11 protein-coding genes and 1 pseudogene are annotated in these 15,627 nt (G+C 42.5%); 5 read left to right on the top strand and 7 right to left on the bottom strand.

Annotation, left to right across the window (positions count from 1 at the left end; genetic code table 11):
* The 3 genes and pseudogenes from AACT52_RS05725 to AACT52_RS05715 all read right to left on the bottom strand — a co-directional run.
* Positions 1-1,984: pseudogene (locus AACT52_RS05725) on the bottom strand (tetratricopeptide repeat protein); the annotation flags it as partial.
* Positions 1,985-2,857: 873 nt separating this feature from the next.
* On the bottom strand, positions 2,858-3,628 hold the full coding sequence (locus AACT52_RS05720) for a hypothetical protein (protein ID WP_073636310.1): 771 nt from the start codon (positions 3,626-3,628) through the stop codon (positions 2,858-2,860).
* Positions 3,629-3,709: 81 nt separating this feature from the next.
* Positions 3,710-5,269 (bottom strand): DUF1565 domain-containing protein, encoded by a 1,560-nt coding sequence (locus tag AACT52_RS05715; RefSeq protein ID WP_073636309.1) that lies wholly within the window; start codon positions 5,267-5,269, stop codon positions 3,710-3,712.
* Positions 5,270-5,541: 272 nt separating this feature from the next.
* Between AACT52_RS05715 and AACT52_RS05710 the strand changes: the two genes are divergently transcribed.
* From AACT52_RS05710 to AACT52_RS05695, 4 genes are all read left to right on the top strand, one after another.
* Positions 5,542-6,555, top strand: a complete 1,014-nt coding sequence (locus AACT52_RS05710) for an ABC transporter ATP-binding protein (RefSeq protein WP_073636308.1) — start codon at positions 5,542-5,544, stop codon at positions 6,553-6,555.
* Positions 6,556-7,368, top strand: coding sequence for an ABC transporter permease (locus AACT52_RS05705; protein WP_073636307.1), 813 nt, complete (start codon positions 6,556-6,558; stop codon positions 7,366-7,368).
* 328 nt (positions 7,369-7,696) lie between these two features.
* Positions 7,697-9,577 (top strand): Gldg family protein, encoded by a 1,881-nt coding sequence (locus AACT52_RS05700; RefSeq protein ID WP_073636306.1) that lies wholly within the window; start codon positions 7,697-7,699, stop codon positions 9,575-9,577.
* A gap of 79 nt (positions 9,578-9,656) precedes the next feature.
* The gene (locus tag AACT52_RS05695) at positions 9,657-10,295 is read left to right on the top strand and encodes a DUF4340 domain-containing protein (protein WP_073636305.1); all 639 of its coding nucleotides are present in this window, start codon (positions 9,657-9,659) and stop codon (positions 10,293-10,295) included.
* Between the two features lie 50 nt (positions 10,296-10,345).
* Here the strand turns inward: AACT52_RS05695 and AACT52_RS05690 are convergent, their stop codons facing one another.
* The gene (locus AACT52_RS05690) at positions 10,346-10,618 is read right to left on the bottom strand and encodes a hypothetical protein (protein WP_073636304.1); all 273 of its coding nucleotides are present in this window, start codon (positions 10,616-10,618) and stop codon (positions 10,346-10,348) included.
* Positions 10,619-11,300: 682 nt separating this feature from the next.
* Here AACT52_RS05690 and purU point away from each other — a divergent pair.
* Positions 11,301-12,155: a formyltetrahydrofolate deformylase gene (purU, locus tag AACT52_RS05685; protein ID WP_073636303.1), complete on the top strand. Its 855-nt coding sequence runs from the start codon at positions 11,301-11,303 to the stop codon at positions 12,153-12,155.
* Positions 12,156-12,181: 26 nt separating this feature from the next.
* Here purU and AACT52_RS05680 read toward each other — a convergent pair whose 3' ends face one another.
* The 3 genes from AACT52_RS05680 to AACT52_RS05670 form a co-directional block, all read right to left on the bottom strand.
* Complete coding sequence (locus tag AACT52_RS05680; RefSeq protein ID WP_143173003.1) at positions 12,182-13,471, bottom strand: hypothetical protein; 1,290 nt, start codon at positions 13,469-13,471, stop codon at positions 12,182-12,184.
* A 20-nt stretch (positions 13,472-13,491) separates the two neighbouring features.
* Complete coding sequence (locus tag AACT52_RS05675; RefSeq protein WP_073636301.1) at positions 13,492-14,211, bottom strand: hypothetical protein; 720 nt, start codon at positions 14,209-14,211, stop codon at positions 13,492-13,494.
* Positions 14,208-15,627, bottom strand: a 1,420-nt coding sequence (locus AACT52_RS05670) for a tetratricopeptide repeat protein (RefSeq protein WP_143173002.1), incomplete at its 5' end; no start/stop codon positions are given. The genes AACT52_RS05675 and AACT52_RS05670, both read right to left, overlap by 4 nt.

Here is a 15,627-nt window from a genome sequence, read left to right as displayed (position 1 = left end):
TGTGAGCATACACGTAATTGGGAGCAAGTGTCAGAGCAGTATCGTAGGATGCAATCGCTTGCTCGTACCTAGTGAGTGCTTGTGTGTGCTGCGATAAGCTCGACTGTAGGGATGCCAAACTTTGTAGCGCATTCCCCTTGTTGTTGTGAGTTACAGTATCATCGGGAGTCAGGCGCAGTTGTAGATCGTAAGCAGCGATCGCTTCCAAATATTCCTGTTCTGCTTCCTGATATAGAGACAATGTGACAAAGTAATCACCTTCAGCACCTGAAACTCTTCCGACCTGAAAATTGCTTTGAATTATTAACTCGTTTCTAACTTCTAATAAACTGCGGCATTGCTCATAGCGACTCTGCTCTAAAGCTTCCTCAAACTTTTCTACCCACTCATCCACACCCCGTTGCCAATCTAAGCGATTAGCATGATAAATCGCTTCTGCCACTTCTCCAAGCTGGCGGTAGTACGTTTCTAACTCTGTATGTGCCTGCTGATGAATTGTTTTTATTTCTTCCTGATTTGATTCGTAATCTAAGCGTCGAACCAAATCATGGATGCGATACCAATTCTCACCCCGTTGCTGCGCCTCCCATACAAAGGAGAACTCTGTAAGAATATCGAAAGCGGGCTTGACAGTGTCAAAGCGTAATTTCTCACCCAAGTATTCATAAATTGAAAAATTGAATGCCCGACAAGCACTCAAGGCGTGAACGGCATAAGCAATTTTTCGATCTCCGTAACTGAGCAAGCGGTTAATGAGTTGAGACGCTTTCTCCTCAAAGCTGGTTGTTAAATCAAACGTAGGAAGCACTTGAGATGGTGCAGAAAGCAGAACGACATCGGCACACAAACCCAGTAAAAAGGGATGTACCTGACCTGAAGCATCCAGCGAGTAGTTAATAATACTTTGTTTTTGAGTTGCATCCTCAATTTCTGCTAATTCTAAATACTTATTAGCGTCAGTCGGTGAAAGATGATAAACAGAGTGAGCATCAAGGCAATCTTGAGGAATGGGAAATTTATGAGATTTATCCCATTTCGGTAATTCTCTTCCGGCAACGACTGTTACTATGCCAGATGAGAGTTCCAACTCTGTAAGAAAATGGCGTAACCATTCATCTTCAGCAAAATAGCGCTCACCTTGAAGAACACCTCGTTCCTCTACACCCCAAAATGCCTCATGAGTATCAAAAACCAGGACTATTCTTTCTGGTGCATTTGGTTGGGATACCGCCGCATTTAAATCTTGTGCCAGCAGTTGTGGCAATTCAAAAATTAACTCCCTGTCTACATCCATCTCTTGAATCGCTTGGACATCTTCCTGCTTCAGTCCTCGCTGTTGTAAGAACAAGAGAAATTTTTCACCCAAATGTTTAGAAAAAAGACCTAAGACTGCTTTACCAATAGCACCCCAAGAGGTGTCACTCAAAGCATTAGCAATTTCAACTAAAAAGTCGATTTCTTCTTGAGGAAACAGTTCTTTGAGCTTTTCTGCTGAAAGCTTACCTTTTTGTTTCAAATACCAAACACAAGCAAAGTCATATAAGGGAAAGCGCAAACAGTCACCCAATTCTTGAGCTTTAGAGGAGATATTACGGCGCAGCATCAGTAACCCATAAAAGGGGTCTTGGGGTTGCTCCTCACCAGGTAGTCTTAACCCAAAGTCGTGTAATACCGCTGGCACTTTAATAAAGTCCCAATGGTCAGCTTTTTGAGTAATGTATTCTGCTACCTCAACATCAGTTTTGGGTTTGAGTTCTTCCTGCCAAATATCCGACCGGAAACGCTTGCAACATTTTGTTAATAAAAATTTCAATAAAAGTGATTTTCCATTTCCACCATCACCGTGAAAAAACAAGATTTTTTCTGGAGATGGGTCATCATTGATATATGCCGCAAAGATGCGGACTAATCCTTCACGGTTGGTAAATAATTCTAATGCGCGGTTCCCTTCAGTGATAGAGCGTTTTCGGTTATTTATACTCATGCCAGCAGTGGTTTCTGAAACAATCTTGCTGCAGTTAAGAGAATTCTCCTATATATTCCTATAAGCGAAACTCTAGTTAACATATGCAGACGAATAAAAGCTTTGCCGTAGGGAATGGTTCACACTAAACATTATTACTCAGTGACTTTGAGAACCCTCTTATTTGCAGTTTAAAGTGTTTCTGTTTGCAGTTCTGTAGAGAGCATCCCAAGAATCGCGCCTTCAGCAACCCGTCCATCGCCTGAAATTCCGGTAACATCAACATTCAATTGAGTTTGCGTTTCCGCACAAATTTCTAAGAGTGTAGGAGCAATTAGTGTCTCTCGTTTTGCTGTTTCGTTTATTGGGTTAACATAGGTTAAATTTTTTTATAAATAGTGGCTTAAAAAATCTAGACATTTAACAGTTACCAGTTATCAGTTATCAGTTATCAGTTTCATCCTCCGGGGGAAACACCACACCAATTGGACCGAAAGCGTTGGTGGCGGGTTTAAATCCCCCACCATAGCAGGCGTCACTGTTCACTGTTCACTGTTCACTGTTCACTGTTTTAAGACTTCCCTGATACCTTGGGAAATCTAATCGCTTACGCTCATAAGTACAATCAAATTCTGCGGTCTGCTGGCGCATAAGGTAATTCAAAATATTTGCTAAACGTATAGTTAGTACCAGGTTGGAGAATAGGTGGACGGTTCATAAATTTTAAACATAATTAAACATAAATTGTATCTGGTACAATAATCATGTTTTCTAGAAAATCAATGCAGTGACCTGATCTGAAATCGAGTGTGGGATGTAGGTCAGTTTTCTGGAATTTCAATTATCTCCTAGCCTCCACACCTTGTCCTTTGACCGAAAGACTTAAGTGATACTTTACCAATAGCTATTGTCATTTCCTATTTCTTCTGAAACGGAAGTGCCTAGACGTCCAGGAAGCAGTTTGCCGGAAGGGAGTCGCTTTTCATTAGAAATTGCTTTGAGCTTTGATGTAAATAACTCTGATCCTGCGCTTGTTTCCGGGGTAAACTGCCCAATGGGTGGATTGTTGGTAGCGACTGGGAGAAGGTCATCGTTTTCTTGGTTTGCAGGTGGGATGTGGGGTGTCGGGTGTGAGGGAGATGGGGGAGATGGGGGAGATGGGGGAGATGGGGGAGATGGGAGAGATGGGGGAGATGAGGAAGAGACTCTAATGCTTGAATTAGATCCTTCGCTTCGCTCAGGACGCTTCGCGATTTTGGATTTTGAATTGATTTGTCCTCCTTGTCCCCGTGTCTCCATAGGATCTGGGGGGAGTGCGGGAACTGAGGTAAGGTTCTGTGGAAATTTGCTGCAAATCAGGCGTTCAAATTCCATGTTGAAATGAAAAATCGCCTGTCCCCGCCGCTGCCAACATGTTAGAATTTGTTGCACCGAAATCGCTTTGTAGCGACCTTGATACAGTGCCTCAATCACTGCCAAGTGTAGCCAATTTCCTGGATATTGCTTTTGCCAAAGGTCAACTAGCTCACTGGCGCTATAGCCACTGAGGTCGAAACTATAGTGAATTAGTAGGGTTATTGCCAAGTCGGCAGAGGTGTCCAAGGCTGGTGTGAATGTCTGGCTCTCAGCTTCTGGCAATAGGCGTAAATCCTGCTCCCATCCCATACAGCCTATCGTGTTTTTAGCTACAGTTTTGTTTGCCAAGTGTTTCTAAGTATATAAGCGAAGTGCCTTTCATTTTACTTTTCACGCAGTAGAAGAGGAAACGATATAGGGCGAATTCATATTGGGCGCAAGCGCGGAATCTGTCTGGGAGATTCGCCCGATCGCCACTAATGCTTGATAAACCATAGCAGCTGCTTCTCCTTGTGTCGCCTGTCGATTGGGCTGGAGTTGTTTAGGATCTGGATAATTCACGATAATTTTGTTTTGGGTGGCGGTGGCGACTACGGTGCGGGCATACTCGGGGATCGTGTTGCGATCGCTGTAGCTCACTAAAGTATTATTATCAGCTGGTTTGAGCGCCAGTCCATTCACCAGAGAGACGATGATCTGTAATCGCAGGACATTTTGCCCAGGGCGGAAGGTGCGATCGCTAAATCCCCCAACAAACCCACCCCGCGCCGCGATTTGAATCGCATCATAAGCCCAAAAATCCTTTGGTACGTCCGTAAAATCAGGTGCGGGGTATTTGGGAATCGGGTTAAAGCAAGCTGCAACCAAAGCCGCGTATTGGGCGCGAGTTATCGGTTTGTCTGGCTCAAAAGTATCATCAGCAAAACCGTGAGTTAAACCCATGCTGATTAATGCCTGGATAAATGGTTCTGCCCAGTGTTCTGCAAAAGTGCTATCAGAAATCGTATTCACTGCTACTGATTGTACAGTATCCTTTGTTGCAGTAAACAATTTTACTAACCCCTTTATTTGGGCAGAATTCAACTGATTCCCTACGCAAATCAACTCAATAGAAGTCCTATTTTGAACATCAAACTGCCCGTTATTCTGAAAAATGTTACCAGCAGGATCTTGAGTGCTGCCGAGATCAGGAGCGGCGTTAGGATTGACTAATAGCCCGTTTTGAATATTGTTTTCGATCAGATTATTTCGTAGTACAGGTCGGGCAGTTCGTGAGAGGGCGATCGCGTGTCTATTTTCTGATACCGTGTTATTTGCAACCAAAGGGGCAGCAAAGTCACTAATACCTATTCCCAAAACATTTTTTTGCAAAACATTCCGCAGTACTTGCCCTTTGCTATTACGTGCCATAATTAACCCACCGAGACCGTTTTGGACAAACACGTTGTCCTGAATCAGTGGTTTGGCACTACCGCTGACAAACACTCCCTCCCGACCGCATTTGATAAACGTGTTGTTTGCTAAAGTTGGTGAGGCTGGCTCCTCAAACTGCTCTGCTGTTGATTCAATCCAGACACCAGTACCTTTTTCCATAGGATTTATGACAGTGACGCCCAACAGTTGAGCATCATCTAGTAATAGTAGTGTAATATTTTGTACACCAAAACTTTCGCTTTTATACTCCCCACTTCCGGAAATTACAATACCTTGACCTTTGGTTGCTTCCTGACCTACTACGATCACGCTCGCTGCAATGACCAGTGGAAAAACCTCTCCACTATCATTCGTGTAAGTTCCAGGTGCGAGCTGAATAATTTTAGGTGTTGTAGTTCCGTTGAGGGCACGGCTGAGAGTTTTGTACGGGTTTAACCATGTCCCAGTATTGGCATCATTCCCAATAGTAGGGTTGACGTAAAGAGTAGGTGTGGCAACGAGGGTAGAGTTAACCATTTAGATGTTAATAGACAAGTTTTAAATAATGACAATAATTATGAACGCTAATTGGTCTAAGTACTCAGAACTATTGCGGGGTGTTGAACACGGAAAAAAGCTTGCTTCTAACCATTTTCCTCATATTCGAGTCTGTAGGAGAAGGAAAAACAAACAATAGCACACTCAGCACTCCGTAGGACGCAGTAGTTGCTGCACCTGTGAACACTCAGGACTGTTTTGGTGATTTATCATGGTTTGATACATTATGATTTGCCATTCAAATAAAGTGAATGATTTCAGTTGAGCATCTAAGTAAAATATACGGCTCTACCCAAGCAATTTCTGATGTCACGTTCAACGTAGAACCAGGAGAGATTTTGGGGTTCTTGGGACCGAATGGTGCTGGCAAAACGACAACCATGCGGATTTTAGCTGGTTATTTACCAGCAAGCAGTGGTACGGCTCGGATTGCGGGCTTTGACGTCCATGAAAATTCTCTGTTGGTGCGCCAACGCATTGGTTATTTACCAGAGACACCGCCGTTGTATCCAGAGATGACGGTGGAGGGATTTTTGTATTTTGTGGCGCGGATTAAGGGAGTAAGAGCAGGCGATCGCACGAGCAAGGTAGCAGCAGCTATAGAACGCTGTAATTTACAAGACAAGCGCCACGTGATTATTCGCAAACTTTCTAAAGGATATCGCCAGAGAGTTGGGATAGCTCAGGCGATCGTCCACGATCCACCAGCCATCATTTTGGATGAACCCACAGTCGGACTTGACCCCCGGCAAATCATCGAGGTACGCAATTTAATTAAAAGCCTTGCTGGGAGCCACACAATCATTCTTTCCACCCACATTTTGCCAGAAGTGAGCATGACCTGTAGCCGTGTGGCAATCATCAATCGTGGCAGAGTCGTAGCGACAGATACCCCTGAAAATCTCATGACTCAGTTGACAAAAGGTTCAGGATATGAAATAGAAATTGAGGGAGAAGCTGCTCTAGCTAAACAGGTTCTGCAAAATGTACCAGGCGTGAGTTTGGTCGAATCAATTCCTGCGGTGGGAATGCACACTCATAGCGCCTTTAGGGAAAACCGGGCTTACCTGCGGGTGATATCGCAACTAGGAACTGAACCGGGAGGAGATATTGCAACGGCGTTGATACGTAGAGGATTTGGTTTACATGAAATGCGGCGTGTTAGCGCTACTCTGGAAGATGTATTTTTGCAACTAACAACAGAAGAAAAGAACTTGGAGACTGAGACAGAAACAGCAGAAGCCAACGAAGGAGAAGCTGCCTAAATGGGTGTAGTACTGGGTAATATTATTGCCATTTATCGCCGAGAGTTACAAAGCTATTTTGTATCGCCTTTGGCATATGCGATCGCCGCCGTTTTTTGGTTTTTATCTGGGTTATTCTTCGTGCTAATTTTGATGGGACCAGAAGGCATTTTGCAAACAGTGGCTGCATTAGATTTACAAGGGCAACAATTTGGAGTGCCAGTTCCACCAATAGATGTACCTTACGAATTTGTTAGGGCATTTTTGGATCGCCTGGGGTGGTTGTTGTTGTTTTTGCTGCCAATACTCTCGATGGGACTTTATGCCGAAGAACGCAAACGCGGCACTTTGGAACTTTTAGCCACATCACCAGTCACAAACTGGGCGGTAGCTGTCGGGAAATTATTAGGAGTGTTGACATTTTTCATCACAATGGTGATGCCTATGCTGGCATTAGAAGCTGTTGCTTTGAGTGGCTCAAATCCACCAATGCCGCCAGCCATTCCCTTACTAGGGCATTTGGCATTAATCTTACTAGCAGCAGCAATTTTGTCTTTGGGAATGTTCATTTCCTCTTTGACAGACAGTACAATCTTGTCTGCCGTCCTCACATTCGCATTAGTTTTATTACTGTTGTTCGTGGATTTAATTGCCAAAAATCTTGGTGGTTCTGTAGGAGAAGCCTTGAGTCATCTCTCGTTACTGAAACATTACAATACCTTAGTCCAAGGTATTTTCGATACTAGCAGCTTGATGTTATTTGCTAGTTACATCATTTTAGGCATATTTCTCACTGCTCAATCAATTGATGCACTCCGCTTCCAACGTTCATAGACACTTATTATGAGTCATTAGCAGACAAAAATAGACCTCTTGCACTCATTCAATGTTTTGGAGAATGAAACCACAGATGGATACAGATGAACACAGATGATTTATCGGGAGCATCCCAAATCTTTGAGTTTATTTTTAAACGCAAAGGGTCGCAGAGGTTTGCGCAAAGGAACACAGAGTGTAAATCAGAGCTACTTTGTTTTGCATTTTGAAAAAATTGGGATGCTCCCGATTTATCTGCGTTTATCTGCGTGCATCTGCGGTTATAAATAGCTAAAAATAAGATTTGTGCGATAAATATAATGACTAATGACTAATAACTAATAAAATGAAGACTATCGCTAAAAAGACACCTTGGAAATTTTTGTTTTGGTTTGGTCCGTTTCTAGTTGCTGCGGGCTTAACCGCTGGTTTGGTATCAAATAATTGGGGAGCAATCCCACTAGGATTGATAATTTTAGGATCTGTCATCATTGGGTTGTGGCTGTTCTGGCAAAACAAGCAGAGTCACTGGTGGGGACAACGTTCCACCCAAGCTGGTACTAATGCCTTGGTTGCGACTGTGGCAGTTTTGGCGATTTTAGGATTAATTAACTTCTTAGGGACTCGCTACCATACGCGAATTGACTTAACAGAAACTAAGTTGTTTACTCTTGCTCCCCAGTCACGGGAATTGGTGCGTTCCTTACAAGTACCAGCAAAGGTATGGGTGTTTGACCTCAATCAAGACCCTGTAGACCGAGACTTGCTGGAAAATTATCATCGGCAAAGCTCAAAGTTTAATTTTGAGTACGTAGATCCGCAAGCTAGACCAGGACTTGCCCGTAAGTTTGGCGTCAAAGACTATGGAGAAGTTTACTTGGAATCGGGGGATAGACGGCAATTGGTTCAGGTGGTCGGTCCCCAAGAACGCTTATCGGAAGTGAAGTTAACGAATCGCCTGCAACAAATCAGCAGCTTAGGGACAGCTAAAGTTTACTTTCTTCAAGGTCACGGGGAACACCAACTTTCAGGCACAGAGGATGCAATATCGCAAGCAGTTCAGGCATTAAATGACAAAAATTACACCACCTCTCCCTTGAATCTGGCAGAAAAGCCTAGTGTTCCTCAAGATGCTGCTGTTGTCGTCGTTGCAGGTCCCAAAAGAGCGCTATTTGAAAGTGAGATAAAAGCACTGCGGGACTACCTGAATCGAGGTGGCAATTTACTGCTAATGATTGATCCAAATACTGACCCCAAAGTTGAAAGTTTGCTTACTGAGTGGGGTGTCAAGTTAGATAATCGTTTAGCAGTTGATGCCTCTGGAAGCGTTGGGCTTGGTCCTGCGGCACCTTTAGTGACTCAATATGGAAAACACCCGATCACCAAAGATTTTGGCAATGGCATTTCTTTTTATCCGTTAGCACGACCGGTTGACACAACCCCAGTCGCTGGGATTGAGGTGACTCCCTTGTTGCTGACCAAACCTTATCCCAATAGCTGGGCAGAAAGTGACCAACAAAGCGAAAACTTGCAGTTTAATCCCGAAAGCGATCGCAAAGGTCCACTGACATTGGGCGTAGCATTAACAAGGAAACCATCAGCCCAATCTGAAACCAAATCTAACCCCACACCCACACCTACAGCAGCAACCACTCAAACCCCAGCTAGCCCTACTCCCAGCGCCAAACCCACTGCACTCCCAGCACCCACAGCAAAAACCGAGAGCAAACCTAGCCCCACTCCCAGCGCCAAACCCACTGCACTCCCAGCACCCACAGCAAAAACCGAGAGTAAACCTAGCCCCACTCCCAGCGCCAAACCCACTGCACTCCCAGCACCGGTAACGACTCAAACTAAGGCTAGTCCCACTCCCTCATCTCCCGCCACTTCCTCATCTCCCTCATCCCCCTCATCTCCCGCCACTCCCTCATCTCCCGCCACTCCCTCATCTCCTTCTGCTGAGTCACGGATGGTAGTATTTGGAAATTCAGATTTCGCTATCAATGGCTTGTTTGATAAGCAGCTCAATGGAGATGTGTTCCTCAACTCAGTCACTTGGTTGAGTCAGCAGGATCAGCAACCCCTTTCGATTAGCCCTAAGGAAGCCAAAGAGCGTCGCATCAACCTAACAGCAGCACAAGCTAATCTTTTAGAGTTGTCGTCTCTGTTAGTTTTACCCATGATAGGGTTAGTAACAGCGGCTATTCTCTGGTGGCTACGAAGGTAGAGAAATTATGAATTATAAATTATGAATTATGAAAATTTTTATCATTCATAATTCATAACTCCTCTTTCTTAACTTATCTATGAAGCTACAAAAGACGACTTTAATTTTGATACTGCTAGCGTTGGGTTTAGGTGGTTTTGTTTACTTTTATGAAATTAAAGGTACACCTCAGCCAGACGAAATCAAGGAGAACAAGCAGCAAATTTTCTCCTTTAAAGAGGACGATGTGCAGTCTTTGACTGTCAAAACTAAAAATCAGACCCTAAATTTGGAACGTAGTAGCAAGTCTGATGAAAACAAGTGGGAGATAAAATCTCCTGAAATCGCACCAGCAAGTAACGCTATTGTAGGCTATTTGATGAATTTGCTCGTAGAAGGAAAGAGTGAGCGCATAATATCCATCCCAGCTAACCAGCTTACAGAATTTAGTTTAGATCAGCCTCAAGCAACGATTGATATAAAACTCAAGAATCAGAAAACACATCAGTTGATTTTAGGTAAGCCTGACTTTAACCGCCGTTTCATGTATGCTCAAGCTGACCCTCCTGCAAAACCAAATGGAAATGTTAATGTCCTGTTAGTATCTACAGATTTTGAAAATGCTGTCAATCGAGAACTGTCAGAGTGGAAAGAACTCCAACCTATAAATGAACCTATAAATGATAGTGTAAAGCCTACACCCAATGCTGATAAACCTACTCCAGCAAATAGCAAATAGCAGCTTGATTTTGATGTAGACCGATGGCACAATCATTTTTTACTTGATATTCAGTCGTCATGACTGCCGACTTTACGTTGCTTTATGAATAAATCGATGACGTCCTTGTGCTTTTTATGGAACTTAAGTAGTTCCAAATAAGCAAAAGGAACAACTATGGGCCATAAAATAGTAGCTATGACCAAAATGACAATAGAAAATAAGCGCTGCTCTGAATCCATGTCTTCATCTGCTAGAAAAAATACTAGCCATTCATTGAAGAAACAGCAAGCCATTATCAAGTAAACTATAATTGCTAAATTAACCATCAATATTGGTGCCATGATATGGTTGTAAATAAAACTAAGCCAGGCAGTAGAGTTCCTTCATGTTTGTCGCAATACCCTGGTACATATATACAAATTTATACAAATTTGGTATGACTTTCCCCTGTGTCGTCTGTCTTATACTATACTTCTTAATTTTTAGGAACGTCTAGCTTAAAGTACTATCTAACTTTATTCTATACAAAATAAAATTGTGTGTGATTTTTACTCTCGTTTCTCAAATTAGCACTTAGCTATAGCTGCTGAACCTTTCAACGTTAAAAAAACAAATTGTCAAAATTATTACAATTATCATAACTATTAAGCGGTTGTACAGATACTCTACCTCAAAACTTTCAGAGCTATAGATTTGTGGAAGCAGCCAGTGTAGTGTCACGCTACATTAATGCTACTGACTGTAAGTGATTAATTCAAAAAAACACTGAGACCCACTTAGGCTCTTTGGTTAAAGGTAGCTATCTTAAATTATTTTCTATAAAATAAATACAATTTATGTAAAATTTAAAATTCAACAATATTTTTGATGAAATCAATTTCGTTGAAAATAAATAAATTTTCAATGAAATTGGCTGGCAAATTCAGAAGTCTTTTATCAAGGAAAGTGTATAAAATGAGTTACACTCAAGTAATTATACGTAACATACGTCTTTCAAAGTATCCTTAGTCATTGAATGTATCCATGACAAGTCCAACAGCAACATTGCTAATTTCCTGTCCCGATCAAAGAGGGTTGGTCGCGAAAATTGCCAATTTCATCTACGCTAATGGTGGTAATATTATTCATGCGGATCAACATACAGACTTTGCAGCAGGGTTATTTCTTACCCGCATTGAATGGCAGTTAGATGAGTTTAATTTGCCGCGTGACTTAATTGCACCAGCATTTAATGCCATTGCTCAACCATTGCAAGCGAAATGGGAATTGCATTTTTCCGATACCGTGCGGCGCATTGCGATTTGGGTGAGTCGTCAAGATCATTGTCTATTTGACTTGATTTGGCGACAACGTGCAAAAGAATTTACTGCTGACATTCCTTTGATTATCAGCAATCATCCTGATTTAAAAGTTGTCGCAGAACAATTTGGTATTGAGTATTACCACGTTCCTATCACAAAGGAAAACAAAGACGAGCAAGAAGCTAAGCAACTGGAATTACTGCAGCAGTACAAAATAGATTTAGTTGTATTGGCAAAATATATGCAAATTCTGAGTGGAGAATTTATTGCGAAATTTCCACAAGTGATTAATATTCATCATTCATTTTTACCAGCTTTTGTTGGGGCAAATCCTTATCACAAAGCTTTTGAACGTGGTGTGAAAATTATCGGTGCAACCTCTCATTATGTGACTGATAATTTAGATGCAGGACCAATTATTGAGCAAGATGTAGTGCGAGTCAGTCATCGCGATGAAGTTGAGGATTTGATTAGAAAAGGTAAGGATTTGGAGAGAGTTGTATTAGCAAGGGCAGTGCGTTTGCACTTGCAGAATCGTGTATTGGTGTATGGCAATAGGACAGTGGTATTTGAATGAAGAAGCCAGCAATAGTTATCTCACAATTAGGGAGATTTAGGATTTGAGTCTGATTTAGAGGCATTTTCAATCAGAAAACCTAACAGATAGGTTATGGTAGCAGCACTGAAAGAGAATAGAGCAACAATAGCATCGCGGGGTAAAAAACCATCTAACCAACTGCCTTGAATGCGAGAAACCGGAAAATCCTTATCTAAACCGATTTGGATTTGTTTTGTTCTTCCAGAAATGCGGACTTCCAATCCCTTCTTGGGGACAATTTGTAAATGGCGTATACGTTCTATGTTGAGGGGAGTATTAGGTTCGTCTCCCATGAGAAACTGATTGGCTTTAATTTCTCGTTCCTGTTCTACCATGCGAATTTTGCCTTCCACAATTGTGGAAACAGTCACATCATCACTGATATCGCCAGTCCTATCCAAGCGTTGAAAATGAACATCTTTGGTATCTATCTTTTCCTGAAACCAGAGATTTGGGTCGTTTTTGTTAGATTCATCTAAGCTGAGATAGATACTGTTTTTTTGCTTTAACTCTAAATTTAATTCTTTCTTGTTTGGAGTTAATAGAAATTCTAATGGCTGTTGTTTATCTAACTTATTTTGGTTCAATCCAGATATGTCATAGTTCTCCAAAATAACTTTAATGGGTTTTTCTCCTAAATAAATTTTTAATTCGTTTGGTTGTGTTTGAGAAGTAGGATTATGTTGCAAATCAAAATCGAGTCTATGTTGCTTTTGAGAAAGGTTATATGTAAAGCCAGAGACTTTTGTATCTGGTAGAAGTCGCAATTCTGTCAGGTCGATATCACTGCTCTTCTTGGTATCTACAGGTTCAATAATCAATTTACTATTACGATTTACTAGTCGAATTTTTAGTGGTTTATTTAACTGATTAAGCTGAGAAAAAGAAGTGCTTTTAAATTCACCGGCGAAAGTCAGTTCGTTGTTAATAACACCATCAATTTCCAGATGACGAATACCCCTCATGGAATCGAGAAAAAGTTTATCTTTCCCGCCATTATAAGTAAATGTAAATTCTTCAACAATGAGGTTACCTTCAAATATATGAGTTCTGGGGATAATAGCGGCAAGACCAAGGAGACCAAAAGCGAGAAAGAGAAACAGGACAAAAAGGACTAATTTTCTCTGTACTAAATAATTTATTAGATGATTTACTTTTTCAATAATTAATGTTAGAATAACTCTGACAACAGACACGAGCCACGCCACAATAGTTGTTAGAGCTTGCCAAATTCCCCGCATTGCCCAACTGAAGAAAGGAGTAAGTTTTTGCCTGGTCTTTTGTCTACGTGCCATTGTTTTTTTATCCATTTCAGCTATTTCAGCCAGTTTGGGTTGTGTTCAAAAACAAATCTCCGCTCAAATGGTTGCGCAGGTTGACCTTTTGGCTCGATATTAGCAACAATGTGCAGTTCATAACGTCCAGCAGAAGCATTGCGTCCATCCCACGTAAAGACAATTTCACCGCTTCGAGCATTATTAAGCGGACTGCTGTAAACTCGTTTTCCATCGCGCAGGATTTCAAAGGTAGAGAATTTAGCCCGACTAGGAGTATAGAAAACAAATTCATACTTCCCAGAAGTGTTTCCTAGAATCACAGGTATATGTACTGATTCGGAACCCAAGTTGAAATATGCTAAGGCGCGGAGGCTATCTGCTGGTATGTCTTCTCTCTTAAGGACGTAAGTATCCCAACTGAAGCTATAGCCAGAACTATTGGGAGACAGCGAAGGGCTATCCAATTGATAATTTTTCTCTAAAGATTGCAGCTTGACTTGTGGGTTGCTACCGCCATTCATCCGGGGAATTTGCATGAGGAGAGTTTCCCCATAGCTAGGAATGTTGCGGATGGCAATGGAAATCAGACGCAGGCTATTCCCACTAATGGGTTCTCGCTGGATACCTTCGCAACGGTTTGGTTGGTTGCGACGGATATATTCTGTAGAGCGAGGGTTGCCTTCTCGACAGGAAGCTTGGGCAGGAAGATTGCTGAGACTCAGGAGCAATAGGCTTGTGAAAAAGATTTTGTGGTTCATAGCGCTAGACCCAAATTACGCAGTTTTTCCTTAATCACAGACATAGGATAGGCAAAAGCTTGTCCACTAGCAGAGTCGCGTTCAACAATGATACCCAAAAGCTGATTCTGCGAGTTAATGACGGGACCACCAGAATAGCCTGCTTTAATTGCGACTTTGACTGATATCAGAATTTGTTGATTGCTGTGGCTGCTAATTTCTCCTGAATCCCTTGACCAGGGAACTTGGTCGAAGGGATGACCTATGGTACGGATGGACATTCCCCGATGGATGGGGTTTGCAGAAGTGGGTAAGGGTTTGATATCTTTTGGTAGGTTGCCAATGACTTCCAAAACAGCTAAATCCATAGAATCATCTGGAGGGGTCATGACCAGAAGTTTGGCATCTCGCCGCATTCTGACTTTACCAGAAGGCGGTTGACTAAAAAATTCGACTTGAATATTCTTACCCTCTTGCCTAGAATCCTTATCAAAAATGACGTGGCGATTGGTGACGATTAATGTCCGATTTCCTTCTCGCTTGATGACTATACCCGCACCGTTTTCATTTCCCAGTCTTTCGCGGGTGTTAAACTCAGCGGTGATAAATACCACAGGGCGTAAAACAGGTAGAGATGGCTCATTCTTTGGCAACCATGCTCTATCATCCGATGCTTCAGCAACGTTACCGCTTTTTACACCTAATAACCGCTGTGCTTCATTGAGGTTGTTGCTGGCATAGACATAATTGGGGTCGATGGCGATCGCTTGGTTAAATTCTTTGATCGCTTCTTCTATCTTCCCTTGTTGCTGGAGTACTCTGCCTAAATTATTATGAGCTAACGTATGAGCGGTAGTTGGAGTTCCGGACTTATCCTCTGGTAAATTCAGTGCTTTGTTGTAGGCGGCAATTGCCTCATCGAGTTTGTTCTGCTGCCTCAGCGCATTGCCCAGACCGTTGTAAGCATAAGCATAGTTGGGGTTGAGTTGGATGGCTTTGTTGTAGGCGGCTATTGCTTCATCCAGTTTTTTCTGGTCACTCAGCGCAACGCCCAGACCGTTGTAAGCCGTAGGATCGTTGGGGTTGAGTTGGATGGCTTTGTTGTAAGCGGCGATCGCCTCATCGAGTTTGTTCTGCTCCCTCAGCGCATTGCCCAGATTGTTGTAAGCCGTAGCATCGTTGGGGTTGAGTTGGATGGCTTTGTTGTAGGCGGCGATCGCCTCATCGAGTTTGTTCTGCTCCCTCAGCGCATTGCCCAGATTGTTGTAAGCCGTAGCATCGTTGGGGTTGAGTTGGATGGCTTTGTTGTAGGCGGCGATCGCCTCATCGAGTTTGTTCTGCTCCCTCAGCGCATTGCCCAGATTGTTGTAAGCCGTAGCATCGTTGGGGTTGAGTTGGATGGCTTTGTTGTAGGCGGCGATCGCCTCATCGAGTTTT

It is taken from the genome of Scytonema sp. HK-05, assembly GCF_963872035.1.
Lineage (GTDB): Bacteria > Cyanobacteriota > Cyanobacteriia > Cyanobacteriales > Nostocaceae > Kalymmatonema.
Note: the sequence above shows the minus strand (reverse complement) of the source record. Positions and strands in the feature narration are given on the sequence as shown.